The sequence below is a fragment of the Thermus sp. KWY1 genome, assembly GCF_057547025.1.
Genome location: NZ_BAAJPG010000011.1, coordinates 19,759 through 46,246, shown reverse-complemented (window position 1 = coordinate 46,246; position 26,488 = coordinate 19,759). Strand labels below are relative to the sequence as shown.

Annotated in this window: 26 protein-coding genes, 1 pseudogene and 1 riboswitch; of the genes and pseudogenes, 15 read left to right on the top strand and 12 right to left on the bottom strand. The window is 63.1% G+C overall.

Annotation, left to right across the window (positions count from 1 at the left end; all coding sequences use genetic code 11):
• Positions 1–61 precede the first annotated feature (61 nt).
• The 4 genes from AC27GT_RS03360 to AC27GT_RS03345 are packed head-to-tail and all read right to left on the bottom strand — an operon-like array spanning position 62 to position 4,022.
• A complete protein-coding gene (locus AC27GT_RS03360; RefSeq protein ID WP_015717098.1) occupies positions 62–907 on the bottom strand; it encodes an ABC transporter permease in 846 nt (281 codons plus the stop codon).
• Positions 908–910: 3 nt separating this feature from the next.
• Positions 911–1,855, bottom strand: a complete 945-nt coding sequence (locus AC27GT_RS03355; RefSeq protein ID WP_015717097.1) for an ABC transporter permease — start codon at positions 1,853–1,855, stop codon at positions 911–913.
• On the bottom strand, positions 1,852–3,333 hold the full coding sequence (locus AC27GT_RS03350) for an ABC transporter substrate-binding protein (protein ID WP_015717096.1): 1,482 nt from the start codon (positions 3,331–3,333) through the stop codon (positions 1,852–1,854). Before AC27GT_RS03350 ends, AC27GT_RS03355 begins: the two co-directional genes overlap by 4 nt.
• Positions 3,315–4,022, bottom strand: coding sequence for a FadR/GntR family transcriptional regulator (locus tag AC27GT_RS03345; protein ID WP_015717095.1), 708 nt, complete (start codon positions 4,020–4,022; stop codon positions 3,315–3,317). Before AC27GT_RS03345 ends, AC27GT_RS03350 begins: the two co-directional genes overlap by 19 nt.
• Before the next feature lie 455 nt (positions 4,023–4,477).
• Between AC27GT_RS03345 and AC27GT_RS03340 the strand changes: the two genes are divergently transcribed.
• From AC27GT_RS03340 to AC27GT_RS03330, 3 genes are all read left to right on the top strand, one after another.
• Positions 4,478–5,257, top strand: a complete 780-nt coding sequence (locus tag AC27GT_RS03340) for an IclR family transcriptional regulator (protein ID WP_148228650.1) — start codon at positions 4,478–4,480, stop codon at positions 5,255–5,257.
• A gap of 724 nt (positions 5,258–5,981) precedes the next feature.
• Positions 5,982–6,560 carry a protoglobin domain-containing protein gene (locus AC27GT_RS03335; RefSeq protein ID WP_487223547.1) on the top strand — a complete coding sequence of 193 codons (579 nt, stop codon included), beginning with the start codon at positions 5,982–5,984 and terminating at the stop codon, positions 6,558–6,560.
• 2 nt (positions 6,561–6,562) lie between these two features.
• Positions 6,563–8,212, top strand: a complete 1,650-nt coding sequence (locus tag AC27GT_RS03330) for a putative bifunctional diguanylate cyclase/phosphodiesterase (protein WP_015717092.1) — start codon at positions 6,563–6,565, stop codon at positions 8,210–8,212.
• Positions 8,213–8,532: 320 nt separating this feature from the next.
• Here the strand turns inward: AC27GT_RS03330 and AC27GT_RS03325 are convergent.
• Together AC27GT_RS03325 and fbp are read right to left on the bottom strand one after the other, a co-directional pair.
• A pseudogene (locus AC27GT_RS03325) lies at positions 8,533–8,751 on the bottom strand (histidine phosphatase family protein); the annotation flags it as partial.
• A 445-nt stretch (positions 8,752–9,196) separates the two neighbouring features.
• Positions 9,197–10,288, bottom strand: a complete 1,092-nt coding sequence (fbp, locus tag AC27GT_RS03320; protein WP_015717089.1) for a fructose-1,6-bisphosphate aldolase/phosphatase — start codon at positions 10,286–10,288, stop codon at positions 9,197–9,199.
• Positions 10,289–10,452: 164 nt separating this feature from the next.
• Here fbp and AC27GT_RS03315 point away from each other — a divergent pair, with 164 nt between their 5' ends.
• The 5 genes from AC27GT_RS03315 to AC27GT_RS03295 all read left to right on the top strand — a co-directional run bounded on the left by AC27GT_RS03315 (position 10,453) and on the right by AC27GT_RS03295 (position 15,184).
• Complete coding sequence (locus AC27GT_RS03315) at positions 10,453–11,028, top strand: TetR/AcrR family transcriptional regulator (RefSeq protein WP_015717088.1); 576 nt, start codon at positions 10,453–10,455, stop codon at positions 11,026–11,028.
• The gene (locus tag AC27GT_RS03310) at positions 11,015–12,157 is read left to right on the top strand and encodes an acyl-CoA dehydrogenase family protein (protein WP_015717087.1); all 1,143 of its coding nucleotides are present in this window, start codon (positions 11,015–11,017) and stop codon (positions 12,155–12,157) included. Before AC27GT_RS03315 ends, AC27GT_RS03310 begins: the two co-directional genes overlap by 14 nt.
• A 13-nt stretch (positions 12,158–12,170) precedes the next feature.
• Positions 12,171–12,620 carry a MaoC family dehydratase gene (locus AC27GT_RS03305; protein ID WP_028492817.1) on the top strand — a complete coding sequence of 150 codons (450 nt, stop codon included), beginning with the start codon at positions 12,171–12,173 and terminating at the stop codon, positions 12,618–12,620.
• 182 nt (positions 12,621–12,802) lie between these two features.
• A complete protein-coding gene (locus tag AC27GT_RS03300; RefSeq protein ID WP_015717084.1) occupies positions 12,803–14,416 on the top strand; it encodes a long-chain fatty acid--CoA ligase in 1,614 nt (537 codons plus the stop codon).
• Between the two features lie 9 nt (positions 14,417–14,425).
• On the top strand, positions 14,426–15,184 hold the full coding sequence (locus tag AC27GT_RS03295) for an SDR family oxidoreductase (protein ID WP_015717083.1): 759 nt from the start codon (positions 14,426–14,428) through the stop codon (positions 15,182–15,184).
• 1 nt (position 15,185) lies between these two features.
• Here AC27GT_RS03295 and thiD read toward each other — a convergent pair whose 3' ends face one another.
• Genes thiD through thiE form a run of 6 tightly spaced genes read right to left on the bottom strand, consistent with a single transcriptional unit; the run spans position 15,186 to position 19,825 of the window.
• Entirely contained in the window at positions 15,186–15,962 is a 777-nt protein-coding gene (gene thiD, locus AC27GT_RS03290) for a bifunctional hydroxymethylpyrimidine kinase/phosphomethylpyrimidine kinase (RefSeq protein WP_015717082.1), read from the bottom strand.
• A gap of 9 nt (positions 15,963–15,971) precedes the next feature.
• Positions 15,972–17,303, bottom strand: a complete 1,332-nt coding sequence (thiC, locus tag AC27GT_RS03285) for a phosphomethylpyrimidine synthase ThiC (RefSeq protein ID WP_487223546.1) — start codon at positions 17,301–17,303, stop codon at positions 15,972–15,974.
• Between the two features lie 2 nt (positions 17,304–17,305).
• Positions 17,306–18,241, bottom strand: coding sequence for an NAD(P)/FAD-dependent oxidoreductase (locus AC27GT_RS03280; RefSeq protein WP_487223545.1), 936 nt, complete (start codon positions 18,239–18,241; stop codon positions 17,306–17,308).
• A complete protein-coding gene (locus AC27GT_RS03275; protein WP_287929114.1) occupies positions 18,238–19,023 on the bottom strand; it encodes a thiazole synthase in 786 nt (261 codons plus the stop codon). Before AC27GT_RS03275 ends, AC27GT_RS03280 begins: the two co-directional genes overlap by 4 nt.
• Positions 19,024–19,218 carry a sulfur carrier protein ThiS gene (gene thiS, locus AC27GT_RS03270; protein WP_287929915.1) on the bottom strand — a complete coding sequence of 65 codons (195 nt, stop codon included), beginning with the start codon at positions 19,216–19,218 and terminating at the stop codon, positions 19,024–19,026. It lies immediately after the preceding gene.
• Positions 19,205–19,825 carry a thiamine phosphate synthase gene (gene thiE, locus AC27GT_RS03265; RefSeq protein WP_464936230.1) on the bottom strand — a complete coding sequence of 207 codons (621 nt, stop codon included), beginning with the start codon at positions 19,823–19,825 and terminating at the stop codon, positions 19,205–19,207. The genes thiS and thiE overlap by 14 nt, the downstream gene beginning before the upstream one ends.
• A 94-nt stretch (positions 19,826–19,919) precedes the next feature.
• Positions 19,920–20,029, bottom strand: a riboswitch (TPP riboswitch).
• 126 nt (positions 20,030–20,155) lie between these two features.
• On the opposite strand from thiE, the gene AC27GT_RS03260 reads away from it, so the two are divergent.
• The 7 genes from AC27GT_RS03260 to sat are packed head-to-tail and all read left to right on the top strand — an operon-like array spanning position 20,156 to position 26,474.
• Positions 20,156–21,886: a nitrite/sulfite reductase gene (locus AC27GT_RS03260; protein ID WP_464936231.1), complete on the top strand. Its 1,731-nt coding sequence runs from the start codon at positions 20,156–20,158 to the stop codon at positions 21,884–21,886.
• 12 nt (positions 21,887–21,898) lie between these two features.
• Positions 21,899–22,657, top strand: coding sequence for a uroporphyrinogen-III synthase (locus AC27GT_RS03255; RefSeq protein WP_464936232.1), 759 nt, complete (start codon positions 21,899–21,901; stop codon positions 22,655–22,657).
• A complete protein-coding gene (locus AC27GT_RS03250) occupies positions 22,654–23,304 on the top strand; it encodes a precorrin-2 dehydrogenase/sirohydrochlorin ferrochelatase family protein (protein ID WP_015717074.1) in 651 nt (216 codons plus the stop codon). The genes AC27GT_RS03255 and AC27GT_RS03250 overlap by 4 nt, the downstream gene beginning before the upstream one ends.
• On the top strand, positions 23,292–23,960 hold the full coding sequence (locus tag AC27GT_RS03245; RefSeq protein ID WP_287928731.1) for a phosphoadenylyl-sulfate reductase: 669 nt from the start codon (positions 23,292–23,294) through the stop codon (positions 23,958–23,960). The genes AC27GT_RS03250 and AC27GT_RS03245 overlap by 13 nt, the downstream gene beginning before the upstream one ends.
• A complete protein-coding gene (locus AC27GT_RS03240) occupies positions 23,961–24,701 on the top strand; it encodes a sulfite exporter TauE/SafE family protein (RefSeq protein WP_015717072.1) in 741 nt (246 codons plus the stop codon). It begins immediately after the preceding gene.
• Positions 24,694–25,446 (top strand): uroporphyrinogen-III C-methyltransferase, encoded by a 753-nt coding sequence (cobA, locus tag AC27GT_RS03235; RefSeq protein ID WP_015717071.1) that lies wholly within the window; start codon positions 24,694–24,696, stop codon positions 25,444–25,446. The genes AC27GT_RS03240 and cobA overlap by 8 nt, the downstream gene beginning before the upstream one ends.
• Positions 25,422–26,474, top strand: a complete 1,053-nt coding sequence (gene sat, locus AC27GT_RS03230) for a sulfate adenylyltransferase (protein ID WP_041438299.1) — start codon at positions 25,422–25,424, stop codon at positions 26,472–26,474. Before cobA ends, sat begins: the two co-directional genes overlap by 25 nt.
• The last annotated feature ends 14 nt before the right edge of the window (positions 26,475–26,488 follow it).

Here is a 26,488-nt window from a genome sequence, read left to right as displayed (position 1 = left end):
GGCCACCCCGGCCTCAAGGAGGCGGTGGGGCCTGCGGTATCGGGTCCTGGATTCCCTTACCTTACGCAAGCTTCCTCTCCGTCCGTGGGTCAAGGGCATCCCTCAGGGCATCGCCCAGCAGGTTGAACGACAGCACCACCAAAAAGATGGCTAAACCGGGAAAGACCGCCAGCCAGGGTGCGCTGTCCAAATAGCCGCGAGCGGCGTTTAGCATCGAGCCCCAGGCCGGCGTGGGAGGCTGAACCCCCAGGCCAAGGAAGGACAGGGTCGCCTCCGCCAAAATGGCGTTGGCTGTGGCCAGGCTTCCCTGCACGATCAACGGGCCCCACAGGTTGGGCAGAATATGCCGAAAGAGGATCCGGGAATGGGGTGCCCCTATGGCCTCTGCCGCGGTCACATAATCCTTTCCCACCTCCGCCAGAACCTGGCCCCGCACCAGCCGGGCTACCGCCGGGGAAGTTACCACGGTAATGGCCAGGATGCTGTTGGAAAGACCCGGCCCCAGGATCGCCGCCAAGGTGATGGCGAGCACCAAAAAGGGGAAGGCCAGGAGCGCATCCACCAACCGCATGAGCACGGAGTCCAACCACCCTCGGAAGTAACCCGCCGCCAACCCCCAAAGACCGCCCACCAGGAGGGCGAGTGCTACTGAGGCTACCCCTACGGTCAGGGACACCCTGCCCCCGTACAGGACCCTGGCCAACACGTCCCTTCCCAGCTCGTCGGTACCAAAGGGGTGGGTAAGGGACGGCGGGCGCAGGAGGCTGTTGAAGTCGGTGGTTACGGGGGAGTGAGCGCTGAGCCAAGGAGCACCCAGGGAGCCCAGGACAAAGAGCCCTAAGACCAACCCACCCAGTGCCCCGGTGGGATGCCCAAGGAGGCGGCGCCATACCCTACGCGCAACCATGGGTCACCGATACCTGATCCGGGGATCGATCAGGGCATAAAGGACGTCCACCGCGGTATTGACCACGAATACGGCCAGGGCGGATGTCAACACCACTCCCTGCAAAACGGTGAAGTCGCGGGTAAACACGGCGTCCACCACCAAACGTCCAAACCCCGGTATGGAGAAGATCTGCTCTGTGACCACAGCGCCCCCCAAAAGCCCTCCAAGTTGTAGACCCAGGACCGTCACGATGGGAATGGCTGCGTTGCGGAGCCCATGCTTCAGTACGACGGCCGCGGATGAAACCCCTTTCGCCTTCGCCGTCCGGATGTAGTCCTGAGAAAGGACCTCCAGTAAGCTGTTACGGGTAAACCTCGCGATCGCTCCAGCCAACGCCGTGCCCAACGTGACGGCCGGCAAGACCATTAGCAGTAAATTGCGCTTGGGGTCGATCCATAGCTCCACGTATCCCGAGGGCGGCACCCAGCCCAAGCGCAGGCTAAAAAGGTAAATCAGCATGATGCCGAGGAAAAAGTTGGGAACGGAAACGCCCATTAGGGAGGTTGACGTCACCAGGCCGTCGAGCCACGTCCCCCTGCGAACGGCCGCCACCACTCCACTAGGCAGGCCGATGGCCAGCGCCACCAGCATGGCCAGGGTGGCGAGCTCTAGGGTCGTGGGAAGCTTCTCGAGAATCAGCCTCGCCACGGGAGTTCCATCCTTGATGGACCGGCCCAGGTCACCCTGAAACAGGTTCCACAGCCAACTGGCATACTGCACGAGGAGAGGTCGATCCAGACCCAGGCTTCTCCGCACCTCCTCCGCCACCTTGGGGTCGGGCTCTTCCCCGAGCAAGAGGCGGACGGGATCGCCAGGAAGTATCCGCGTCAGGAAGAACACCACCACCGACACCAGGAACAGGGTGGGCAAAGCTTCCACAAGGCGGCGGAGGAGGTAGGGGATCACTTCAGCTCCGCTCCTACAAACCGAAGAATCCCATCGGGGATCAGGGGAAGACCGCTGAGCCGCTTGGAGGCCCCGATCAGAACCTGAGGGTGATAGACGTAGACGTAGGGAACATCCTCGTGGATGATCCTGAGGGCCTCCGAGTACAGGCTTCTCCGCACCTCCATGACCCGCGTCGCCCGGGCCCGGTTAAGCAGGGCGTCCACCTTGGGGTTACAGTAACCCGCATTGTTCAAGGGGCCGCCGCAGCGCATGAAGTCGTAGATATTTCCGTCCGGATCCGGTCGGCCGCTCCAGCCCAGGAGGGCTGCCTCGTAGTCCTTTTTATCTGTCCGGTCCAGCAGGGTGCCGAACTCCACCTGTTGAATCTGAATGCGAATCCCCGCCTCGGCGGCCATGGCCTGGTAAACCTGGGCCAGCTGGGTCAGGACAGGGCTGGGGGTGGTTAGCAGGGTGAAGGAGAAGCCGCTGGCAAAGCCCGCCTCCTGAAGCTTTTTCCGCGCGAGGTTGATGTCCCGCTTGGGAATCGGGATGCTGGGATCGTAGGCCGGGGAGCCAGGAGGAAAGGGCCCGTTGGCCGGGGTGGCCGTGCCCAGGAAAACCACCCGGTCGATGGTGTCGCGGTCGATGGTGGCCGCAAAGGCTTGCCGGAGAGCCTTGTTGTTGAAGGGGGGCCGGGTCACGTTGAGCCAGACGCCCTGGAACCCCAGGCTCGGGAAGGCGAAGAGGTTCAAGTTCGCATCGCCCCGAACCCGTGCCAGATCCTTGGGGGCCACAGGGGTAATCACCGTGACCGCACCCGAAAGCAGGTTGGCCAACCGGACATCGTCGTCAGGGAAAGGCCTGTAGATCAGCTCATCGATCTTCGGGTAGCCCCGCTTCCAGTAGCCCTCGTTCCGCTGGAGAACAATGCGGTCCTGGCGCTTCCGCTCAACAAACCGGAAGGGTCCGGTGCCCACGGGATTGTTGGCCAAGTCCTGGCCGTACCGCTTCGCGGCAGCCGGACTGACCATCATCCCGGCCCGGTCGGTTAAGACGTAAAGGAACGGCGAAAAGGCGTCCTTCAGGACAACGCGAACCGTGTACTTGTCGACGACCTGCACCTCCTTTACCGGGGCAAGCTCCCCTTTCCGACGCGAACCCTCGGCGGTAAGCGCGCGGTCAAGGTTGAACTTAACCGCTTCCGCATCGAAGTCCGTGCCATCGTGGAACTTGACCCCCTGGCGGAGCTTGAAGGTGTATACCGTGCCGTTGTTCCCCACCGACCAGCTGGTGGCCAGCATGGGCACGATCTTCAAATCCTGGTCGATGTCGAGGAGCTTGTCGTAGATCTGGTTCAGCACCTGACGGTCCACCAAGGCCGAGGAAAACACGGGATCGAGGTTAGGGGGATCCGCATCCAGGCCCACGGTCACCGTCGTTTTCGCGGTAGCCCAGCTTAACAGCGCCACCGCCGCCACTAGCCATGCCCTTCCCATCCTTCATCACCTCCCCGTGGCACGCCAGCTCCCAGAGCCGACGCTTCCACCTCCTTCAGGTGTTGCCTCATCGCCTGGCGGGCCCCATCTGCATCCCCTGAAAGGATGGCCTCTAGCACCCGCCTGTGGCCCTCCAGGCTACGGATCGGGTCGAATGTGGCCTTGATCGCGCGCAGACGAGTTTCCCTGAGCCCCGCATTCAGCGCGGAAACCATCTCCTGAAGAACCCCGTTCCCGGAGGCCACGGCGATGAGTTGGTGAAATTCCAAATCCAGGGCCAGGAAGCCGTGAACGTCCTGGAGGGACGCTTCCTGTTCCGTAAGGATTTCCGCCAGGCGGTCCAGCACATCCTTATCCGCCCGCCTCGCGGCCAGGGCCGCCGCCTCCGGCTCGACGATGTAGCGGAATTCGAAGAGGTCGGTAAGGCTCAGGCCTTCCAGGCGGCTGGCCAGCAGGTGCCCTACCGCAGTGGTCGAGGACCTAACCCTTGCGCCACTGCTTGGGTGGATCTCGATAACCCCTCGAGCCTCCAGCAAACGCAGGGCCTCCCGTATGGAAACCCTGCTGACCTTAAACCGGTCGGCAAGAACCCGCTCCGGGGGCAGGTACGCACCCGGCACCCAAACCCCCTCCTGGATAAGGGTTTCCAGCTCGTGGGCAATGAGGTTGGCTAACCGGGTGCGTCTCATGCAGGTCCTTGGTCTTATGGTTAGACCACTAATGCCAGACAGGCTAGCCGGTTTGGGACCAGTTGTCAACCGCCCCAAGGTTCGCCCTATGGATAGGTATGAACTGCATCTAGATCCCAGGACATGGGGAGCGGGGCAAACGAGCGTGTGGCGACCTTGGCAAGCACCGGCACGCTAGACCACACCTTGCTGAATATGGCTCAGCTGCCCTGCAAGACAATCACTCACGCCTCCTTAGAATTGTCCGCGCCCCAGAGTAGTCCCAACCTATCCGCCCCGCTCAAGCGAGATCCGCAACAGCGTGTACAAGGACACATGTTGGGTCTAACCCATTTTCACATCGTAATGGATACCGAGTGTTAACCAATTCTTGTTTGCTTTTTCCAAAGAGGGGCTTTTCGCCGTTGGCGCATCTTCTTGCATCCGTGCGGGCCCCCGGCTATCCTTTGCCCCATATGGACAGTCGGGACATTGGCCCCCTCAAGGTGCTGAAGCTCCTGTACTTTAATCCGGAGGGGCTGCCCTTGGCCGAAATCTCTCGGCAGCTGGAGCTCTCGTCCCGCGTGGTAAGACGCGCCCTAAGGGCCCTCGAGGCGGAGGGATTCACCGCCTTCGACCCCATGTCCCGCCGTTACCTTATTCGCTATCCCCACCCATTCGTGGACATCCCTCAAGCGGTAGACGACCCTCTCTTCTACCAGGAGCTGGTCGATGCGGTTTTCGCCCGGACGCACCTTCGCTCCTACGTCCTGAGCGTCAGGCCCTGGGGACTTCACCTCGAGGCCACATCCGGCCACCAGGGACAGCGGCTATGGCCCTTCCCCTGGAATCGAAAGCCCGCCACAGCCCATGCCCATGCCTCAGCCGGTGGCCGGGCCATCCTGGCTCACCTGCCCGAGGAGCTGGTCCACGGGCACCTACATCGTTTTCCCCCTAAACCCTTCACCCCCTTGACCCCCACCACCGTTCCCCAGGTGCTGGAACGGCTAGCTGAGGCCCGCAGGCTTGGCTTCGCCCGGGCCAGGGGTGAGATGATCCCCGACCGCTGCGGACTTGCGGTACCCCTCCTTTCGGGAAACGGCCAGGCCTTTGCGGCCCTGGGGGTATCCCTCCCCTTTGGCCGACGGTGTGCGATCGAAACCCCCGAAGACGGTTCCGCCTGTCGGCGGTGCTACGAGATAGCCCCTGTGCTCAACGAGGCGGTGGGAGAAATATGGCGATCGTCCCAGTCCTGAGGGGAAGATCCGTGCCCTCCTTAGCAGGGAGATTGAGGAGGGCGACTAGTACACCGTGGCCAGTTCCACAAGGCCAGCCCCGGACATGCCCTCGCCTCAGCGTGGCCTCCACCCACGGGGAAACCTATCGGTCCTTCAGGGAGGAATCCAAGCCTCTCATGACAGGAGGGGTTGCGGTCGCCTTCGAGGAACTGGCCCAAGGCCTAGGGCTCTGGCAGGTGGATTGTTTACCACCTTCACGCGCCCCCGGTTGCCGGACAAGCGCGCTCAGCGCGGGCCACAGCACAACCTCTCAGGGAGAAACCAGGGCTGCGACAAGGCGGGTTGCGACGGTCCCTAGCACCCTCCTTGGGGAGGAGAACATGAACCACGCCCCCAAGAGGGAGATTGCGAGGCCCGTCCACCTCGGAAGGACCAGGTTTATCCCATACCTGTCCGAGATACCCCAAAGGAAACCCAGGGCACGGGCCTCCCAGGAGAAAGCGGCCGCCAAAATCCCAGAACACGTGGCCTTGGGCCTCCTTGCTCTGGATCCCCCGCCCATCCCCCTCATCGACGCCCGTGGACGGGTACTCCTCGTCTGCTCCTGGGGCATCCCGGGGTACTCGACCCCCGGGGAAGGCGTCGCCCTAGCTTCGGGGGTTGCCCGACGAGCTATGGAACGCCCGTGGCCCCTGAGGCAATGGCCTGGATCGGCCGGGCCTTGCGAGAAAGGTAGAGAATGATGACCCAGTTGCTCCTATTGGCAAGGGAAGCCTTGGAACAGATGCCCGCCGAAACCCGGTTGCGCCCTGAGGACACCCAGGTCATCCTCCAGCACAAGGACGTACTCCTCTCCTGGTCAAGGGAGCTGCTGCAAACCTTTTTCGACACCCTCTTCGCCCATCCCCCCACCCGGAGGATCTTCCGGGAGGGGGAGCGCCCCGATCGGGAAACCACCTTTCTCGCCTGGTGGGAACGGACTGTGGAAGGTCCACTGGACGAGGAGTACTTCGCCTGGATGGCCAAGGTGGGCCTGGCGCACGTGGTGCGCGGGATGGAGAGCCCCATGATGCTGGCCATGGCTTCCTTCGTGGCCTCCTTTGTGGACAAGCAGGCCCAGAGCCTGTCCCTTCCCGGGGGGGAGGCCCTTGCTGGAGCGTTCTACCGGTTGAGCACGACCCTGGGTGCGGTGATCACCCATGCGTACGTCCGTTACCGCACCCTAGCCCTCCACAGGGTGGCCGGAATGGAACCGCCCCTCTTGGAGCGGCTGATTGTGGCAGAGGCTGAAGGCATCCTGGAAAGCATTCGCAAAGAGTAGACATGAGCCTGAACGTTCTCCCGCTCGAGGTGTTGGAAGCCGTCCTGGATCAACTCGCCGAAAGTGTGCTCATTACCGATTCCGCGGGTCGGATCCTCTATGTGAACGAGGCCTTTGAGCAACTAACGGGATACCGGAGGGAGGAGGTATTGGGGAAAAACCCCAAGCTCCTTAAATCCGGATACCATACAAAAGAGTTCTATCGCCAGTTTTGGCAACAAATCCTGGCCGGGATCCCTTACCGTGGGTACTTTGTCAACCGCCGGAAGGACGGCTCCCTTTACACCGAGGAGAAGATCGTTACTCCCGTCAGGAACTCCTCCGGCGAGGTGGCCTACCTGGTGGCGACTAGCCGAGACGTAACCGAAGAGATGGCCTTCAGGGCAAAGCTTGAGCACCTGGCTACCTATGATCCCTTAACGCAGCTCCTCAACCGTAGGGCTTTCATCGAAAAAGTAGAGGGGGAACTGATTTCGGTCAATGAGGGACGGGCGTTAGCGTACATCGACCTGGACCGCTTCAAGATGGTCAATGACCTTCTGGGCCACCAGGTAGGGGACTCCATCTTGGCGGAATTGGGGCGCCGTCTGCAGGCCGCTCTGCCTCAGGCGATTGTCGGAAGGATGGGGGGCGACGAGTTTGCCGCCTGGTACCCGGCGGCGGCCGAAAGCGAGGCTAAAGCGAAGGGGAAACTCCTTCTCGATGCGATCAACATGGAAATCCATGTCCAGGGGCAGCCCGTCCACTTGGAGGGAAGTATGGGCGTGGCGCTGTTCCCCGACCACGGCGCCACCCTAAGCGAGCTCCTACGGAGGGCGGATCTCGCCATGTACCGGGCCAAGCTCTTCCGCCTCCCAGAACCCGAGGTGTTCACCCCCGATCTCGAGGGCCTTACTCCAAAAGCCCTCTCTTACGAAGCTGCCCTCCACCGCGCCCTGGCCGCGGGCGACGCCCAGCTCGTCTTTCAAAGCCTGCTCGATCTGAAGGAAGAAACCTTAACCCACGCCGAGGCCCTCTTTCGCATACCCAGCCCCGAGGGCCTCATCAACCCTCTGGTCCATCTCGACCTGTCCAGGCGTTCAGTGAACGAGGCGCTCGACCGGTTCGTCATCAACCAAGCCCGCAGCCTGCAGGGCAAGTATCCCCAACTGACCCTCTGGCTCAACATAACCCCCTGGTCCCTCTCCGACCCCGCGTTTCTCGCCCTACTCTACCAAGAGGTGGAAAGGGGTCTACAAACAGACAGGGTGATCCTAGAAATCAGCGAGCAACTCGTCCAACCCCAACTCAGCCGCATTGCCCCCGCCCTATGGCGGTTGCGGAACTTGGGGATCCGACTAGCCCTGGACGATTTTGGTGCCGGTCAGATCTCCCTGACTTACCTGAAAAGCCTACCCATTAACTTCCTCAAAATCAGCCGGGAGTTCTTCTGGGCGCATAGGGGCAGCAACGGAACACCTGCTCCCGTGCTCCGGCACATCGTTGAAATGGCCCACGAGCTTGGCCTTTCCGTGGTTCTCGAGGGTGTCGAAACGAAAGAAGATCTGAACCTCGCCCGAGCACTGAACGTGGATCTGGTGCAGGGCTATTTCGTACACACTCCGGATACAAGTCCTCGCGTCGGCCTTAACCAGGGTGGCCAGCCGGTATAAAGGACCGCCAGGACCTTTACCGCCAGCTTTTCGATCCGTGTGCCTACGGGGTTTGTTCCCCTCCCAGCCCCTGGTACGCATGACGGGTCATGCTTCCTAAGTCCACAGCCAAGCAAGGCTGCCAATCAAGAAGCCTTGAGGGAAACCTAAAGGGAACGGGGCGGTTTGCCGATGCAGAGAGTCGCATAAGCTTCCAGGGATCTTCAAGAAGGCATTCTGGCTTCAAGAAAACCCCTCCAACAAATCCTCGCCATGCATCCTCACTCGAAGCTCTGGTATAGGCAACCAAGCAAGGCGTAGCCAGTGGGGAACGCCCTCTGTTACGCCCGGTACATCTCCCATAGCATTTCCATGGTGGACAGGCGGCTTTCCGGCAAGAGATCGTAGGCCACGATGTTGTGGGCCCTGAGCAGGGTCTTTTCGCCGATGTCCAGAACCGAAAGGCCGCAGGGATGCACCTCGAGGGCCAGTAACCGCCTCTCCCCGGTGAGGGCGTAGGAAACCAGGGCCCGGATGACCCCGCCATGCACCACCATGAGAAGGGTGTCCCTAGGGACGGTCCAGACGCTGCTCGTATGCGAAAAGTTGAAGCGGGAGGGTGTGCGCCTGCTTCTACACGCCCATCTGACGGAAACCTAGGCGGGTAGAGCCGCTCATCTTATCCTCTAACCCATGACCTGGCGGGATGACCTGGCGGGGGCATCAGGGCCTGGGAAAAGAAAGCCGTGCTCCTTTATAAGCCCTGAGAAGAAGCGGCTTAAAGGCTTGGGCCGCTATCATGGCCGAGTAAGCCGGGGAAAGGGCCCTGAAAAGCCTTCCGTTCGCTCTGGGCTTGCATCCCTGCGAGCATAACCTCGCCCAGCTTGTGCGCAACTTACCCGGCGAGTGGAGGAAGAGGCTCTCGCCCTTTTCTTTTTGGCCTTGAATAAGCTCTACATCCCCACCCGAAGCGCTAAGCCTTAAGCCCAGGGGCCCCTCGAGGCTCTAGGAGAACTCCCGTTCAAGCTCCTTAAGCCGCTCGGCAATGCCCGTATACTCCAGCTCCTCCATGGGCAGCATGGCCGGGCCGTAAAATCCCTGACGGCGCATTTCCTGCGCCTTCTCCACCACCTTGGCCCGCACCGTATCCCACACCGGATCCGCAAAGAGATCCACAGGCTCAGAGAACCGGCCCTCCTTGAGGGAGAAGGCCAGCCCGCACACCATGGGTACGCAGAAAAAGGTGGAAGCGGCGGTGTTGGCCTTAACGGGCATGAGGGGCAGGTGGTGGCTTCCCCGGGTATCCCCGGCCACGAAGGGCGCCAGGGCAAAGGGTGGGCCGAACTCCTCCGTTGCTGGAAAGATCTTCTGGGTGCGGATGATGGCCACGGGATCGTCCTTACCCACATAGCGCCCGGCGATGTTCCGCAAGCGCGTGGTGCTCACCACCGCAGCAATTTCCCCGTAGCGCCTGGACCAGATGGACTCTATCCCGAAGCGGTGGGAATCCCTAAGTAGGGCAGCTATGTCATAAAGCCTTTCGGGAGCATCCAAAACAACGTAGCTATCCCTCTCCGTCTGGGCTAGGTCCATGATGCGAAAGCGGAAACCGGGGCGCAACTCCGAGGAGAGGAGGAGACCAGAGGAGTACATGGGGTCGGCGAAGACCAGGTATAGGGGCAGGTTGAAGGCCCCGGGCTCGGTCTTATCGGCGGCCAGGACCATGAAGGGCTCGGCGGGGCGCTCCTCGAATTCCATCTCCGCCACCTGGGGCCCCAGGCCGTGGAGGTTACCGGAGAAGGCATCCTTCAAAAGATCCTGCCCGGCCCCGTAAAGACCCTCCTCCTTGGCCACCTGGGTACCTTCCCGGAAGGCTTTCCAGGCCAGCTCGTGGACGGATGCGTTTCGAATGCCGTGGGTATGCGACAGGAGGAGGACGATGTCGTCCCCGATGTGGAACACGTGGGCGTCCAAGAGCAGGCGGCCCACCTCCTCCCGTACCACCTCCTCCACCTTGGCCAGCACCCTGCGGCTGGGTAAGGTGTGGCCTCCGACAGAACCGATGTCGGCCTTGAGGACGCTAAGGGTGATTTTCATAAGCTCCTCCTTCGTGTTCCATACTTCCACACTTATGGCGGGTTTGGCAACACCCTATCGGCCAGATAACGCCAAGGCGCTTGGAAACGTGGAAGAGGGCACCAAGCCACTTGACTATCCCCTTCTCCAGGGGTAGAGTGTACTTACCGACCGGTCGGTGAGATATGGGAACCGCCACACGCGACCGCATCCTGGAAGAAGCCGCCCGGCTTTTCACGGAAAGAGGCTACGAGGCGACCAGCGTCCAAGATCTGGCCGAGGCACTGGGCCTCTCCAAGGCGGCACTCTACCACCACTTCCGGAGCAAGGAGGAGGTTCTCTACGAGATCAGCCTTCAGGCCCTGGAGGGCCTTCGTCGCCAAGGAGAAAGAGCCCTATCCGAACCCGACCCCAAGGTAGCCCTTCTGCGCTTCATGGAAGGCCATGCCCGCTTCTTTGAAGAGAATCGGCCCTTTTTCGTGGCCATGCTTCAAGGGTTGCAAAGCCTCTCTCCCGAGAAGCGAGCTGTTACCATCGCCCTGCGCGACCGGTACGAGGGCATGCTCCGAAGCATCCTGGAGCGGGGCATGGCACTGGGGGTATTCCGCCCTCTGGATGTGGGCCTCACAGCCCGGGCCATCCTCTCCCTCCTCAACTGGATGATCCGCTGGTTCCGCCCGGGCGGGCCCTTGCGGGCGGAGGAGGTGGCCAGGTTCTACTTTGATCTCATCATAAAGGGGTTAGAACATGGAGCTTCCTGAACACAAGGAGATCCGGCAGCTGGCCAGGCGCTTTCTGGAAGAAGCCGGTCCTGCTCTGGCGGAGTACGAGGCCCAGGAGGCCTTTCCCTGGCCCCTGGTGAGGCGGATGGGGGAGCTGGGCTTCCTGGGGGTGTTCGTGCCCGAGGAGCTGGGAGGGGCTGGCCTGGACTTTTGGGCCTACATCGCCCTTCTGGAGGAGCTTGGGGGATACGCTTCCTTGCGCTCCATCCTTTCCGTGCAGCAAAGCTTGGTCCTCACTCCCCTTCTCGCCTACGGAACGGAGGAGCAAAAGAGGCGGTACGTCCCCCGGCTCGCAAAGGGGGAGATCCTAGGAGCCTACGGCCTCACGGAGCCCGAGGCGGGCTCGGATGCAGGAAGCCTCCGCACCCGGGCTTACCGGGACGGCGATCACTATGTGCTGGAAGGACAAAAGACCTTCATCTCCCACGCCAACGTGGCCCAGGTGTTCCTCATCTTCGCCAAAACCGATCCAGACAAGGGCAGCAGGGGCATAACCGCCTTCCTGGTGGAACGGGAGGATGGGGTACGCACCACGCCGTTAAAGGGGAAACTGGGGCTTAGGGCTGCAGACACGGGCATGGTCTTTCTGGAGGGGGTGCGCATACCCAAGGACAGGGTTTTGGGAGAGGAAGGACAAGGCTTCAAAATCGCCCTTTCCACCCTGGATACCGGCCGGGTTTCCCTGGCAGCGGGAGCGGTGGGGCTGATGCAGCGGGCCTTGGACCTATCCCTACGCTACGCCAAGGAAAGGCACCAGTTCGGAAGGCCCATCGCCAGCTTCCAGCTGGTCCAGGCGCATCTGGCCCAGATGAAGCTGGACCTCGAGGCCAGCCGCCTCCTCACCTACCAGGCAGTGGCCAAGAAGCTTAAGGGGGAGCGGTATACCCTCGAGGCCAGCATGGCCAAGCTCTTTGCTTCCGAAGCTGCCAACCGCGTGGCCTACCGGGCTATCCAGGTCCACGGGGGCTACGGCTTCTTCGAGGAGTACGAGGTGGCCCGGCTTTATCGGGATGCCCGCATCCTCACCCTTTACGAGGGAACCAGCGAGGTGCAGACCCTGGTGATCGGGGCCCACCTCACCGGGATCAAAGCTTTTGGAGAAGGCTAGGGAGGTGATAAGGATGCCCATGTACTTTGAGGACTTCCAGGTAGGCCAGCGCTTTACCACCCCAGCCCGCACGGTAACCGAGGCGGACGTGGTGAACTTTGCCGGAGTTTCCGGGGACTACAACCCCATCCACACCGACGCCGAGTTTGCCAAGAACACCCCCTTCGGCCAGCGCATCGCCCATGGGCTTCTGGTCCTTTCCATGCTCACCGGCCTTCGGCAGCGGAGCGGGCACTTTGAGGGCACCATTATCGCCTGGATGGAGATCCGCAACTACAAGTTCCTGAAACCCGTATTTATAGGGGACACCGTGAGGGGGGAAAGCGAGATCCTGGAGAAGCATGAAACCAGTAAGCCCGACCGGGGTGTGGTGGTGCAGCGGGTACGGGTCCTGAACCAGCGGGACGAGGTGGTTCAGGAAGGGGAATTCGTCACCTTGGTCCGCAGGAAACCCCAGGAATAGCGCATGCAAAGCCCCCTTGCCCGGTGGTTCCAAGCCCAGCTCCAGCCCAAGCGCCAGGGAAGGGCTACCGGTGTGGGCGGTTCCCTGGGCGTTCCGGAACCTCTTAGAGGAGGGGGAGTTCTACCGGGTGACGTGAACGCCCTGCTGGGGATATGCTGGGGGCAAATCGGAAAGGAGGCGGTATGTTCCCGAGCACCATGATGGAGGAGGAACTCAACCTGTGGGACTTCCTGGAACGGGCGGCAGAGCTTTTTCCCAGGAAGGAAGTGGTATCGCGGCTCCACACAGGGGAGGTCCACCGCACCTCCTACGCCAAGGTTTACCGGCGGGCTAGAAGGCTCATGGGGGGCCTGAGGCGGCTTGGGGTGGAGATGGGGGATCGGGTGGCCACCTTGGGCTTCAACCACTTCCGCCACCTGGAAACCTACTTCGCCGTGCCGGGAATGGGGGCGGTCCTCCACACGGCAAACCCCCGGCTTTCCCCCAAGGAGATCGCCTACATCCTGAACCATGCGGAGGACAAGGTCCTTCTGTTTGATCCCCAGCTCCTTCCCTTGGTGGAGACCCTGCGCCCGGCGCTTTCCACCGTGCGCCACTTCGTGGTGATGGACGAGAAGGCGCCAGAGGGATACTTGGCCTACGAGGAGGTGTTGGGGGAGGAGGCGGACCCCATCCGGGTACCCGAACGGGCCGCCTGCGGCATGGCCTACACCACGGGGACCACCGGTCTCCCCAAGGGAGTGGTCTACAGTCACCGGGCCTTGGTCCTCCACACCTTGGCGGCGAGCCTCGAGGATGGCACCGCCCTCTCGGAAAAGGACTCGGTCCTCCCAGTGGTACCCATGTTCCACGTGAACGCCTGGTGCCTACCCTATGCCGCCACCTTGGTGGGAGCCAAACAGGTCCTGCCAGGACCCAAGCTAGATCCCGCCTCCTTGGTGGAACTCTTTGACGGAGAAGGAGTGACTTTTACCGCCGGCGTGCCCACGGTGTGGCTGGCCTTGGCGGATTACCTGGAGAACACGGGACACCGCCTTAAGACCCTGCGGCGCCTGGTCGTGGGGGGAAGCGCCGCCCCGAGAAGCCTAGTGGAGCGTTTTGAGCGCATAGGCATAGAGGTGCGGCAGGGCTACGGCCTCACGGAAACTTCTCCGGTGGTGGTGCAGAACTTCGTGAAAAGCCACCTGGAAGGCCTCCCCTGGGAGGAAAGGATCCGCCTCAAGGCCAAGACCGGCCTCCCCACCCCTCTTGTGCGCCTTCGGGTGGCGGACGAGGAAGGCCGCCCGGTGCCCAAGGATGGCAGAACCATGGGGGAGGTCCAGCTCAAGGGACCCTGGATCACCGGAGGGTACTACCGGAACGAGGAGGCTAGCCGTAACGCCCTAACCCCCGACGGATGGTTCCGAACCGGAGACATCGCCGTGTGGGATGAGGAGGGCTACTTGGAGATTAAAGACCGGCTGAAGGACCTCATCAAGTCGGGCGGAGAGTGGATCTCCAGCGTGGATCTGGAAAACACCCTCATGGGACATCCCAAGGTGAAGGAGGCGGCGGTGGTGGCCATTCCCCACCCCAGGTGGCAGGAAAGGCCCTTAGCCGTGGTGGTGCCCAGGGGAGAGAAACCCAGCGAGGAGGAGCTTCGGGAACATCTCTTAAAGGCTGGCTTTGCCAAGTGGCAACTTCCCGATGCCTTCGTCTTCGTGGAGGAAATCCCCCGCACCAGCGCAGGGAAGTTCCTAAAGCGTGCCCTCAGGGAACAGTATAAGGACCTGTTCCACGATTCCTCAGAGGGATAAGGGGGGACTATGTTCCTGGAGCAGTTCCGCCTGAACGGCAAAGTAGCCCTGGTGACGGGGGGATCCCGGGGGCTTGGCCTCGAGGCGGCCCTAGCCCTCAAGGAGGCCGGGGCCAAGGTGGCGGTTCTGGCCCGGAGGGCCAGCTTCTTTGAGGAGGCCAAAAAGCACCTTGGGGAAGCCCTTTACCTGGAAGGGGATGTGCGGGACGAAGGGCGGCTTCTCGGGGTGGTGGACCAGGTGGAGCGGGAGCTTGGGCCCCTCACCATCCTGGTGAACGCCGCCGGGATCTCCTGGGGGACCCCCTCCTGGGAGATGCCCGTGGAAAAGGTGCGGGAGGTCCTCGAGGTCAACCTGGTGGGAGCCTTCCTGGCAAGCCGCGCCGCCGCCCAGCGCATGCGGGAAAGGGGCTACGGCAAGATCATCCACATCGCCTCCGTGGCAGGGCTAAAAGGAGAGTACCCTGAGGTCCTGGACGCCGTGGGCTATTCCGCTTCCAAGGGTGGGCTTATCGCCCTTACCCGGGATCTGGCGGTGAAATGGGGCCGGTTCGGTATTCGGGTGAACGCCTTAGCCCCGGGTTTTTTCCCCACCCGCATGACGGAGAAGGTCCTGCCCAAGGCTGAGGCCTTCCTGAAGGCCACCCTGCCCCTGGGGCGTCCCGGGAAACCCGGGGAGCTGGGAGGAGCGGTGCTTTTCCTGGCAAGCCCCGCCTCCGACTACATCACCGGGGCAATTCTTCCCGTGGACGGCGGGGCTACCGCCCTCTGAACTAGGCGAAGTGGTTCACGGGGCCATGGCCCTGACCCAAGGAAGGAGCGGTTTCCAAGGCCCGGGTGAGGTAGGCCTTAGCCTCGGCCACGGCTTCCTCCAGGGGCTTTCCCAAAGCCAGGAGGGCAGTGATGGCTGCGGAAAGGGTGCAGCCCGTGCCGTGGGTGTTACGAGTAGGAATGCGGGGGGCACGGAAAACCTGGATACCCTCCCGAGTAGCTAGAAGGTCCACCGCCTCCTTCCCCTCGAAATGGCCGCCTTTAAGCAGGACCGCCTGGGGGCCAAGGGCCAAAAGTTCCCGGGCCGCCTCCTGGGCTTCCGCCAGGGTCCGGATAGGCCGGGAAAGGAGGGCTTCCGCCTCGAGGCGGTTGGGGGTGATGAGGGTGGCCAGGGGGAAAAGCCTTTCTTTCAGCGCCCGGACCGCCTCTGGGGAAAGGAGGGGGTCCCCGCCCTTGGCCACCATCACTGGATCCACCACCAGGGGACGGATCCCATACCGCTTCACCCCCTCGGCCACCGCCTCCACGATGGCCGTGTTGCCCAAAGCCCCCGTCTTGGCAGCGTGGATGGGGAGGTCGTCCGCCACGCTTTGGATCTGGGCATAAACCAGGTCAGGAGGTAGGAGTTCCACCCGTTGCACCCCTAGGGTGTTTTGGGCGGTGACCAGGGTAAGGGCGCTTACCCCATAGACCCCAAAGCGGAAAAAGGTCTTGAGGTCCGCCTGCACCCCGGCCCCGCCCCCGGAGTCGGAACCGGCGATGGTAAGCGCTACCTGCATGCGCCACTCCTAGCCCACGGGGTCGTGGACGTAGGGTGCACCTTGAAGCTCCATCCGGGCCTTGCCCCGTAAGACCGCCTCCACCAGGTTCATGGGGCAGAAGGGGCCGCACATGCTGCAGGCCTTGGTCCTCGAGCCCCGCTCCTCCTTGAGGCGGCGGGCCTCCTCAGGATAAAGGCAAAGCGCGAACTGGCCTTCCCAGTCCAGGCGGTAGCGGGCCTCGGACATGCGCCGGTTCCTCTCCAAAGCCCGCGGGTTCCCCCGGGCCACATCAGCGGCGTGAGCAGCGATTTTAAAGGCGATCACCCCTTCCTTCACGTGCTCAGGAGTGGGCAGGCCCAGGTGCTCCGCCGGGGTCAGGTAGCAGAGCATATCCGCCCCCATCCAGCCGGCCAAGGCGCCTCCGATGGCCCCGGCGATGTGGTCGAAGCCAGCGGCGGTATCCACGGGAAGCATTCCCAGGATGTAGAAGGGAGCATGGCCCGTGAGCTTCTTCTGGATCTGCACGTTGGTGGCCACCTCGTTCAAAGGAATGTGGCCCGGTCCTTCCACCATAGCCTGCACCCCTGCCCGGCGGGCCCTTTCCACCAACTCCCCGATGGTGAGGAGCTCGGCGATCTGGGCCCGGTCGGTGCTGTCCGCCAGGGACCCTGGCCTGAGGCCGTCGCCCAAAGAGAGGGTCATGTCGTAGGTGCGGGCGATGTCCAGGAGGTCGTCAAAGCGGGCGTAAAGGGGGTTCTCCTCTCCCCGGTGGAGCATCCAGGCGGCGAGAAGCCCTCCACCCCGGCTCACAATCCCCGTGGTCCGGGAGGAATTCCGGTAAACCTCCAGGTTCTTCAGGGTAACCCCCACGTGCACGGTGATGTAGTCCACCCCCTGCCGCCCGTGTTCCTCTATGACCTCGAAAAGCTCGTCCGCGGACATGTCGAAGAAGCTCTTCCGCTTGGCGGCGCGGAACTCCGCCTCATAGATGGGCACGGTGCCCAAAGGAACGGTGGCCACCTCGAGGATTCTTTCCCGGATGGCCTTCAAGTCCCCCCCTGTGGAGAGATCCATGATGGTGTCCGCCCCGTACTGGATGGCCACCCTGGCCTTTTCCACCTCCTCCTCGAGGTTGACGTAGTCGTAGGAAGTACCCAGGTTGGCGTTCACCTTCACGCTGAGCCCTTCCCCGATCCCCTTGAAGTCCCGAAGGGTGCGGTGGTTGGGGTTCCTGGGAATCACGACCCGCCCCGACGCCACCCCTTCCCGCACATACTCAGGGGAAACCCCCTCCTTCTCCGCCACGTAAGCCATCTCCTCGGTCACGATGCCCTTCCTTGCCGCTTCCAGCTGGGTCATAGCTACACCCCCAAAAGCTCGAGAATCCTCTTCGCCGTCCACGGGGCCAGGAGGACGCCGTTCCTTCCATGGCCCATCGCAGCCAGCACTCCCCTTTCCACCTCACCCACGAAAAGCTCTCCCACCGGCCTGTACCCCCAAAGGGCCTCCCGGAACCTGGCCCCTGCCAGCAGGGGAAAGCGCTCGTGGGCGTAGTCGGAAAGCCACCTTAGGCCGAATAGATCCACTCCCTGAGCCCATCCCTCTCGCTGGGTGGCCCCCACGAATACCCCACCCTCCCGGGGAAGGAGGTACCCTTCCCCAGCGAAGAGGGGGGCAGGAGGAGCCGGGCCCTCGAGGACCAAGGCCTCCCCCTTCAGGGGCCGGACCCCAAGGCCAAATCGGCTACCCCAGGCGCCCACGGCCAGGAGGACGAACCGGGCCTGGGCGGTAAAGGGCTCCTCTAGCCTGCGCCCCCGCACTCCCCCTTCCTTCACCTCCTCCACCTCGGCTTGCAGGAAAGGGGTTTCCATGACCTCCAAGGCTTTCAGTAAGGCCTCGCGGAGGGCCCTGGGATGGACATACCCCCCAGGGAAGGTACGCGCTCCCCTTCCACCGCGAACCGGGTAGGACAAGGACTCCTGGGCCTCCCAGGCCTCCTTTTCCACCTCGGACAGGGCCACCACCTGGGTGCCGCTAAACCCCGCCTCCACCTTCCATCCCTTGGCGGCAAGCTCCTCGAGGAGGCCTGGATAGTACTCTAGGCCGAAAAGGGCCGCCTCCAAAACCTCCCCGGAAAGCCCCTCGGGATAAGGAGCCAGCATCCCCGCACTGGCCAGGGTAGCCGCTCCCTCCTTACCGGCATCTAGGAGGAGGACGGAAAGCCCCCGCTTCCTGAGCTCGTAGGCGGCGAGGGTTCCGATAATCCCCGCCCCCACCACCGCCACCTCTACCCTCACGGCTTAGGACCTCCCAAAGGGATGCCCTCCATGGGGCTCGAGGGGCTCGCCACCTCCCGGGGTCGCATGGGGCCGGCCAAAAAGGCTTTCCTCCCCGCCTCCACAGCCAAACGAAAGGCCTCAGCCATGGCCACGGGATCTTGGGCCTCGGCAATGGCGGTGTTCACCAGCACGGCGTCCAAACCCATCTCCATCACCTCCGCTGCATGGGAAGGGAGGCCAAGCCCTGCATCCACCACCACCGGGGGCAGTGAGGTCTTCTCCCGGGCGAAGAGCTCCAAAAGGGCCCGGGTCTTCACCCCCCAGCCGGAGCCGATGGGGGCCGCCAGGGGCATCACCGTAGCCGTGCCCTGCTCCGAAAGCTTCTTGGCCAGGACGAGGTCAGGACCGATGTAGGGCAGGACCAGGAAGCCCTCGTCCATGAGCATCCTCGCCGCCCTCAGGGTCTCCACGGGATCGGGGAGGAGATAGGTGGGGTCAGGGATCACCTCCAGCTTCACCCACCTCTCCCCGGTGAGGACCCGGCCCAGCCGGGCTATCCTCAACGCTTCCTCCGCCGTCCTGGCACCTGCTGTGTTGGGCAGGAGGCGCACGCCCTCTAAGGTCTCGAGGAGACCCACATGCCCGGGCATCCTGGCCTCCACCCGGCGGATGGCCACGGTGACCACCTCGGCCCCCGCAGCCTTTATGGCCTCTCGCATCACCCCGAAGTCCCGGAACTTGCCCGAGCCCAGGATAAGACGGCTTTTAAGCTCTATGTCCCCGACCTTCCAGGTGTCCATCTAGCCTCCTTGCATGAGGGTGACCACCTCCACCACATCCCCCTCCTTCAGGACGTGATGAGGAAGCTCCCGCCCCGGGTAGGCCTCCTCGTTGAGGAGGACCGCCACCCGGGAAAGATCCACGTCCAGCTGCTCCAGAACCTCCCTGAGCGTCTTGCCCTCGAGGGGCTTAGCCTCCCCGTTAAGCCACACCATAAAGCCGCTCCCTGAATGCCTGGGCCGCCCGCTCGGGGTTCTCAGCGTCCAGGATGGCGCGGACCACCACAACTCGGCGCGCCCCGGCCTCCAAAACCTCCCCCAGGTTCTCCAGGGTGATGCCGCCGATGGCGTACCAGGGCCTCTCCCCCAGGTTCTCCCGGGCCCAGCGCACATAGCCCAGGCCCGCGGCCTGCCTCCCCGGCTTGGTGGGGGTTTCCCACACAGGGCCTATGGAGAGGTAGTCCACGCCTTCCTCGAGGGCTCTTAGGGCCTGTTCGGGAGCGTGGGTAGAGCGGCCCACCATCCCCTGAAAGAAGCGCCGGGCCTCCGCGGGCGTCAGGTCCCCCTGGCCAAGGTGCACCCCATCCGCTCCCAGAAGGGCCGCCAGGTCCGGCCGGTCGTTGAGGAAGAAGGGCACCCCATACCGTCGGGCCAGGGCCAGCATCCTCTCCCCCAGGTCCAGGATGGGCCTCGCCTCCCAGTCCTTGGCCCGAAGCTGCAACACCTCCACCCCACCCGCCAGGGCCCGTTCCGTCCGATCCAGCACCTCCGCCATGGACCAACCGGGCCTCGGGGTCACCACCAGATAGAGCCTTCCCAGCAAGCTTTCACCTCCCCAGCGCATGTGCCCTACGGGTAAAGCCTCAAGCGGGTATCCAAGGCCCACGCGGCCTGGGGAGAGGTCGGTTTGTAAGGGGATTCTTCCGCATAGGCTTCCCTCCGCCGGCATTACCCGGATCAGGTTCTAAGGGTTGCTGGGAGAAACCCAGCTCTCAGCCCCTCCATTGGGGCACCCCTAGCCTGTCCCTTCCACTATAGCATGCGGGGCTCTCGAAAACCCGACCTGGGGAACAGGGCATATACCCTTGACTTTCATACACTCAATGGTATACTATGCCGGGCAATCCCCCGGGGAGGGGGGAAAGGAGGCGGAATGGCAGGACTCAGCGTGGAGGCCGAAGCCGAAATCCAGTATCTGGAGGCCATGATTGCCCGCCTCGAGGCGGGGGAGGAAGACCCCGAGGACTTCCGGGTCTACCGCCTGAAAAACGGCATCTACGGCATTCGGGGAAGGCCAGAGCACCACATGGTGCGCATCAAACTCCCCGTGGGCCGGGTAAGCCCAGAGGCCCTAAGGGTTCTGGCAGAGGTGGCGGAGCGGTATGCAGAAAACCGTCTGGCCCACGTAACCACCCGGCAGGCGGTACAGCTCCACCACGTGCACCGAAGGGACGTACCCCACGTCCTCCGGGCTGTAAACAGGGTAGGCCTCACTACCCGCGAGGCCTGCGGCCACTCCATCCGAGCCATCACCTGCTGCCCGTACGCCGGAGTTTCCGCTGAGGAGCCCTTTGACGTGACTCCCTACGCCGAGGCCGCCTACCGCTACTTCCTCCGTCACCCCGTGGGGCAGAACCTGCCCCGCAAATTCAAGATTGCCTTTGAGGGGTGCGCCACAGACCATGCCCGTACCCCCATTCACGACATCGGGGTGGTGGCCGCGGTGGAGGGGGGCAAAAGGGGCTTCCGCCTTTATGTGGGCGGGGGCTTGGGAGCGGCTCCCATGAGCGCGGAACTTTTGGAACCCTTTACCCCAGAAGAGGACCTCCTCCCCACCATGCTGGCCATCATCCGCCTCTTTGACCGCCACGGTAACCGCAAGGTCCTAACCCAAGCCCGGCTCAAGTTTCTGGTAAAGAAGTGGGGAATTGCCGCCTTCCGCGAGGCGGTAAGGGAGGAAAGGCGGATCGTGAAGCTCACCGCAAGCGGTGAGGACCTAAAGGCCTGGCAACCTCCCCAGGACCTCCCACCCCCAAGCCTTCCCTCCCCTCCCAGGAAGCCCTTCTCCTTCGCTCCCGGGTTTGATGCCTGGCGCCGCACCAACCTCTTTCGTCAAAAGCAAGAGGGCTACTACACCGTGGCCGTGCGCCTTCCCCTTGGGGATATCACCCCGGAAGGGCTCAGGGCGCTGGCGGATATCGCCGAAACCTACGCTGGAGAAATAAGGAGTGCCATCAGCCAGAACTTACTCCTTCGCTTCGTGCCCGAGGACGCTTTGGGTGGGCTTTACGAAGCCCTGTTGCGGGTGGGCCTGGCCCATCCTGAGGCCCACACCATCCTGGACATAACCCGCTGCCCTGGAGCTGACACCTGCAACCTGGCCATCACCCGCTCCCGGGGACTGGCGCAGGCCCTGGAAGCGCACCTCCACACCCTTCCTCTGACCCATGATCCAGCGGTGCGGTCCATTAGCATCAAGATCTCCGGTTGCCCCAACTCCTGCGGTCAACACCACATAGCTGATATCGGCCTTTACGGCTCAAGCCGTAAGGTAGGGGAAAACGAAGTTCCTCACTACACCCTCCTCCTGGGGGGGCGCACCCGGGAGGGGGAGGCCCGTTTTGGCCAAGTAGTGGCTCGGATTCCTGCCCGGCGCACTCCTGAGGCGGTGGAAAGGATCCTGAAGCGCTACCAGGAGGAACGGGAGCAGGGCGAAAGTTTCCAGGCTTATTTGGACCGGGTGGGGGCCGCCTCCTTCAAGCCCCTTCTCGAGGACCTCCAGACTATTCCTTCCTATGAGGAAGCCCCAGAGTACTACCAGGACCTGGGGGCGGAAGGGGAAACCTTCCGGGTGCAGCTAGGCCGTGGGGAGTGCGCGGTGTAAGGGAGGTTGGGGATGCGCATCGCCTATGCCGGTCTCAGAAGGAGGGAAGAGTTCAAATCCCTGGCCACAAAGCTAGGCTTAATCCCCCTCCTTCTCCCTGTTCAGGCCACGGAAAAGGTACCCGTTCCCGAATACCAGGGCCATCTCCGGCGGCTGGGAGAAGGGGTGGATCTCTTCGTGGCCACCACCGGGATAGGGGTAAGGGAGCTTTTGGAAGCCGGGCGGGTTTTGGAACTAGACCTGAAGGGGAGCCTGGAGAAAGCCCTCCGCTTGTTCCGGGGGACCAAGGCCGCCCGGGTACTCAGGGACCTAGGGCTTGCCCCTCATGGGATAGGAGACGGGACCACGCCAAGCCTCCTGCCTCTCCTACCCCAAGGGCCTGGAGTGGCCGCCCTCCAGCTTTACGGCAAGCCCCTACCCCTCCTGGAACAGGCCTTGGAGGAAAGGGGCTATGAGGTTCTCCCCCTCATGCCTTACCGCCACCTGCCGGACCCTGAGCGGATCCGCCTTCTGGAGGAGACCATTTTGGCCAAAGAGGTGGAAGCGGTAGCCTTTGTAGCCGCCATCCAGGTGGAGTTCCTGTTTGAGGGAGCCCGGAACCCCTCGGAGTTGAGGAAAACCTTCCAGCACGAGGTAAAGGCCCTGGCCGTGGGCCGGGTTACCGCGGATGCCTTAAGGGAGTGGGGGGTGCAGCCCTTCTACGTGGATGAGCAGGAGCGGCTAGGAAGCATGCTCCAGGGCTTCTTACGCCTGTACCGGGGGGTGGCATGACCTACTTTCCCCTCATGCTGAACCTGAGGGACAGGCCGGTTCTCCTAATCGCCGGCGGCCCGGAGACGGGGGCCAAGCTCCAAGCCCTCTTGGAGGCCCAGGCCCAGGTTACCGTCCTGGCCGAGGAGGACCATTGGAATCTGGCAGACTTGGCCAAGGAGGGAAGGATCCGCTGGCTTCCCCGAGGTTATCGGGAAGGGGACCTCGAGGGCTTCTTCCTGGTGGTGAGCCATCCCCGGGACAAGGGGATCCATCCCCAGGTAAAGGCAGAAGCGGAAAGGCGAAGAGTGTTTTTGGTGGCGGTGGACGACCCGGAAAACGCCACCGCCATCCTCCCCGCCGTGGTGCGAAGGGGGGAGTTGGTGGTGGCCCTTTCCACCTCTGGGGCTGCCCCTGCCTTGGCGGTGCGCCTAAAGGAGCGTTTTCTTCGGCTTTTGGGTCCAGAGTACGGGGAACTTGTAGCCTATCTGCGCCGCCTTAGGCCACGGATAGCGGAGATCCCCTGCTTCGAAGAGCGCAAGCGGCTTTGGTACCGCCTAGTGGATTTGGCCTTAGAGGAACTTGACCTGGATCCGGAGGCCGGCCTGACCAGGGCCAAGGAAAAGGTAGAGGAAGTGCTTGCGGAGGTCCAGCCATGGACAAGGTAACAAGCGCCAAGGCCCTTATCCGGGACGCCCTAGCAGAAGGCCAAAGGCCCTGCTTCACGTGCAGTTTCCAAGCAGAGGACGTGGTGGTGCTCCATCTCCTCTTGGAGGAGAAACCCGACATCCCCGTCCTCTTCCTGGACACCGGTTACCACTTCCCGGAGGTCTACGCCTACCGGGATGCCCTAAAGGAGAAGCTTGGCTTCCAGCTCATCAACCTCTCCCCAAGCCTTTCCCGGGAGGAGCAGGAACGCCTCTACGGGAAGCTCTACGAGACCGACCCCACCCGCTGCTGCCAGATCCGCAAGGTGGACCCGCTATTCCGGGCCCTCGAGGACTACGACACCTGGTTCACAGGGCTTAGACGGGAGCAGTCCCCCACCCGGGTCCACCTGAAGCCCCGGGAGGAAGCCATCCTAGAAAGCGGCCACCGCCTCATCAAGGTGAACCCCCTTTACGATTGGACCCTGAAGGAGGTCTTCCTCTACCTGGCTGTGGCCGATCTTCCCCACCTTCCCCTTTATGACCAAGGCTACCTCTCCATCGGTTGCGCTCCCTGTACGGCCAAGCCCCTAGACCCCAAGGACCCCCGCTCCGGCCGTTGGGCGGGCAAGGGCAAGCTGGAGTGTGGAATCCATCTCCACCCAAAGGAGGAATAGATGGCCTTTCTTCTGGGCTTCCTCATCGCCTTCGCCATCGGGATCACCGGGGTGGGGGCTGGCACCATCACCGCCCCCCTCCTCATCCTAGGCCTGGGCCTTTCCCCGGAGATCGCGGTGGGCACGGCCCTTCTCTTCGGTTTTTTGGTCAAGGTTCCCGCCGGCGCCGTCTACCTCTTTAGGCGCCAGGTGGCGGGTAGGGTGCTGGGCCTCCTCCTTTTGGGGGGGCTTCCCGGGGTCCTGCTGGGCAGCCTCCTCCTGGTTCACCTCAAGGGGGCCAAGGACATGGTCCTCCTCCTGGTGGGGCTCACCGTGGTGGTTTCAGCGGGGCTTGGGCTCTACCGGAGCCTGGGCCGGCTAACCCTAAGCCGGGAACGGCCCTGGCTCCTGCCTCCCGCCGCCTTCGGGATTGGCCTCGAGGTGGGCTTCTCCTCGGCAGGAGCAGGGGCCCTGGGAAGCCTCCTCCTGCTCTACGCCACCCGCCTTACCCCCCAGCAGGTGGTGGGCACGGACATCCTCTTCGGCCTGGTCCTCTCCCTGGTGGGGGGTGGGGTGCACCTCCACTTCGGCCAGGTGGACCCAAAGCTCCTCCTTTCCCTAAGCCTAGGAGGGATCGTGGGGGCCAGCCTGGGAGCCCTCGTGGCCACCCGCGTGCCCAAGCAGCCCTTCCGGGTAGCCCTCCTCCTCTGGCTTCTCTTCATCGGTGCTCAGCTGGTCTGGCGGGGGGTGGCCCATGGCTAAGGTGTACCTGGTGGGAGCCGGGCCAGGAGATCCCGACCTCCTCACCCTGAAGGCCTACCGCCTCCTCAGGGAAGCCCCGGTGGTCCTCCACGACCGGCTGGTGGACGGGAGGATCCTGGCCCTCATCCGGGGGAAAAGGGTGGAGGTGGGCAAGGCAGAAGGGGAAAGCGTCAAGCAGGAAGACATCCACCGGCTTCTCCTCCACTACGCCCGGACCCACCCCTTCGTGGTCCGGCTCAAGGGAGGGGACCCCTTCATCTTCGGAAGAGGGGGCGAGGAGGTGCTTTTCCTCAGCGCCCATGGGGTGGCGGTGGAGGTAGTACCCGGGGTAAGCAGCATCCTGGCCACAGGACTTCCCCTCACCCACCGAGGCCTTAGCTCGGGCTTCGCGGTGGTCTCCGGGGTTTTAGAGGGTGGAGGATACCCGGACCTAAGCACCTCCGCCAAGGTACCCACCCTGGTGGTCCTCATGGGGGTGAGAAGGCGGGCATGGATTGCCCAAGAGCTCATCCGGTTGGGAAGGGATCCCAAGGAACCTTGCCTCTTCGTGGAGAGGGCCACCACCCCCAAGGAAGCGCGGGTGTTAAGCCGGCTGGAAGAGGTGGCGGAGGGGAAGGTGGAGGTGGCCGCCCCAGCGGTCTGGGTGATCGGCAAGGTGGTGGAGGTCTTTGACGTTCTCCAAAAAACGCCACAGGCTTGGGCCCTTGCGGAGGTTGGACCATGGTGGAAACCCTACCCCAGGTGACCATTGGCGAGGACGAGCGGCTGGACCTAGAAAACCTGGCCACGGGAGCCTTCCACCCTGTGCGAGGCTTTATGACTCGGGAGGAAACCCTTTCCGTGGCCCAGGAGATGCGCCTTCCTTCGGGAGAGGTTTGGACGATTCCCATCCTCCTCCAGCTCCAGGAGCGACCCCGGGTGGGCAAGGGGGATCAGGTGGTCCTCGTGCACCGGGAAAAGCCGGTGGCCCTTCTCCAGGTAGAGGACGCCTACGAGCTGGACCTCAAGGCCCTGGCCCGCCAGGTGTTCGGTACGGAAAGCGCGGCCCACCCCGGGGTCAAGAAGCTCCTCGCCAAGGGGCCCTACGCCCTCGGGGGACGAGTAGAGGTGTTGGCCTGGAGACCCCGGTCTGCACAGCTGGAGAAAACCCCCGAGGAGATGCGGGCTTTCTTCCGGGAAAAGGGCTGGAGTAGGGTGGTGGCCTTTCAAACCCGCAACGCCCCCCACCGGGCCCACGAGTACCTAATCCGGTTGGGACTGGAGCTGGCCGATGGAGTTCTAGTCCATCCCATCCTGGGTGCCAAGAAAGAGGACGACTTCCCCACGGAGGTCATCGTTAAGGCTTACCAAGCCCTCATAGAAGGCTTTTTGCCCCGGGAACGGGTGGCCCTGTTTGGCCTTGCCACCCCGATGCGCTACGCCGGCCCCCGGGAAGCGGTATTCCACGCCCTTGTGCGCAAGAACTTCGGGGCCACCCACTTCCTGGTGGGCCGGGATCATGCAGGGGTAGGAGATTTTTACGATCCTTACGCAGCCCACCGCATCTTTGACCAGCTTCCCCCCTTGGGCATCGAGATCGTGAAGGTGGGCGCGGTCTTTCACTGCCCCATCTGCGGCGGGATCGCCTCGGAAAGAACCTGCCCCGACCACCACCGGGAGAGGCGGATCTCCATCAGCATGACCAAGGTGCGGTCCCTCTTAAGGGAAGGCAAAACCCCACCCGCCGAACTGGTACGACCTGAACTGATCCCTATCCTTCAAGAAGGGGTCTAGGGCAGCCAAGGCTT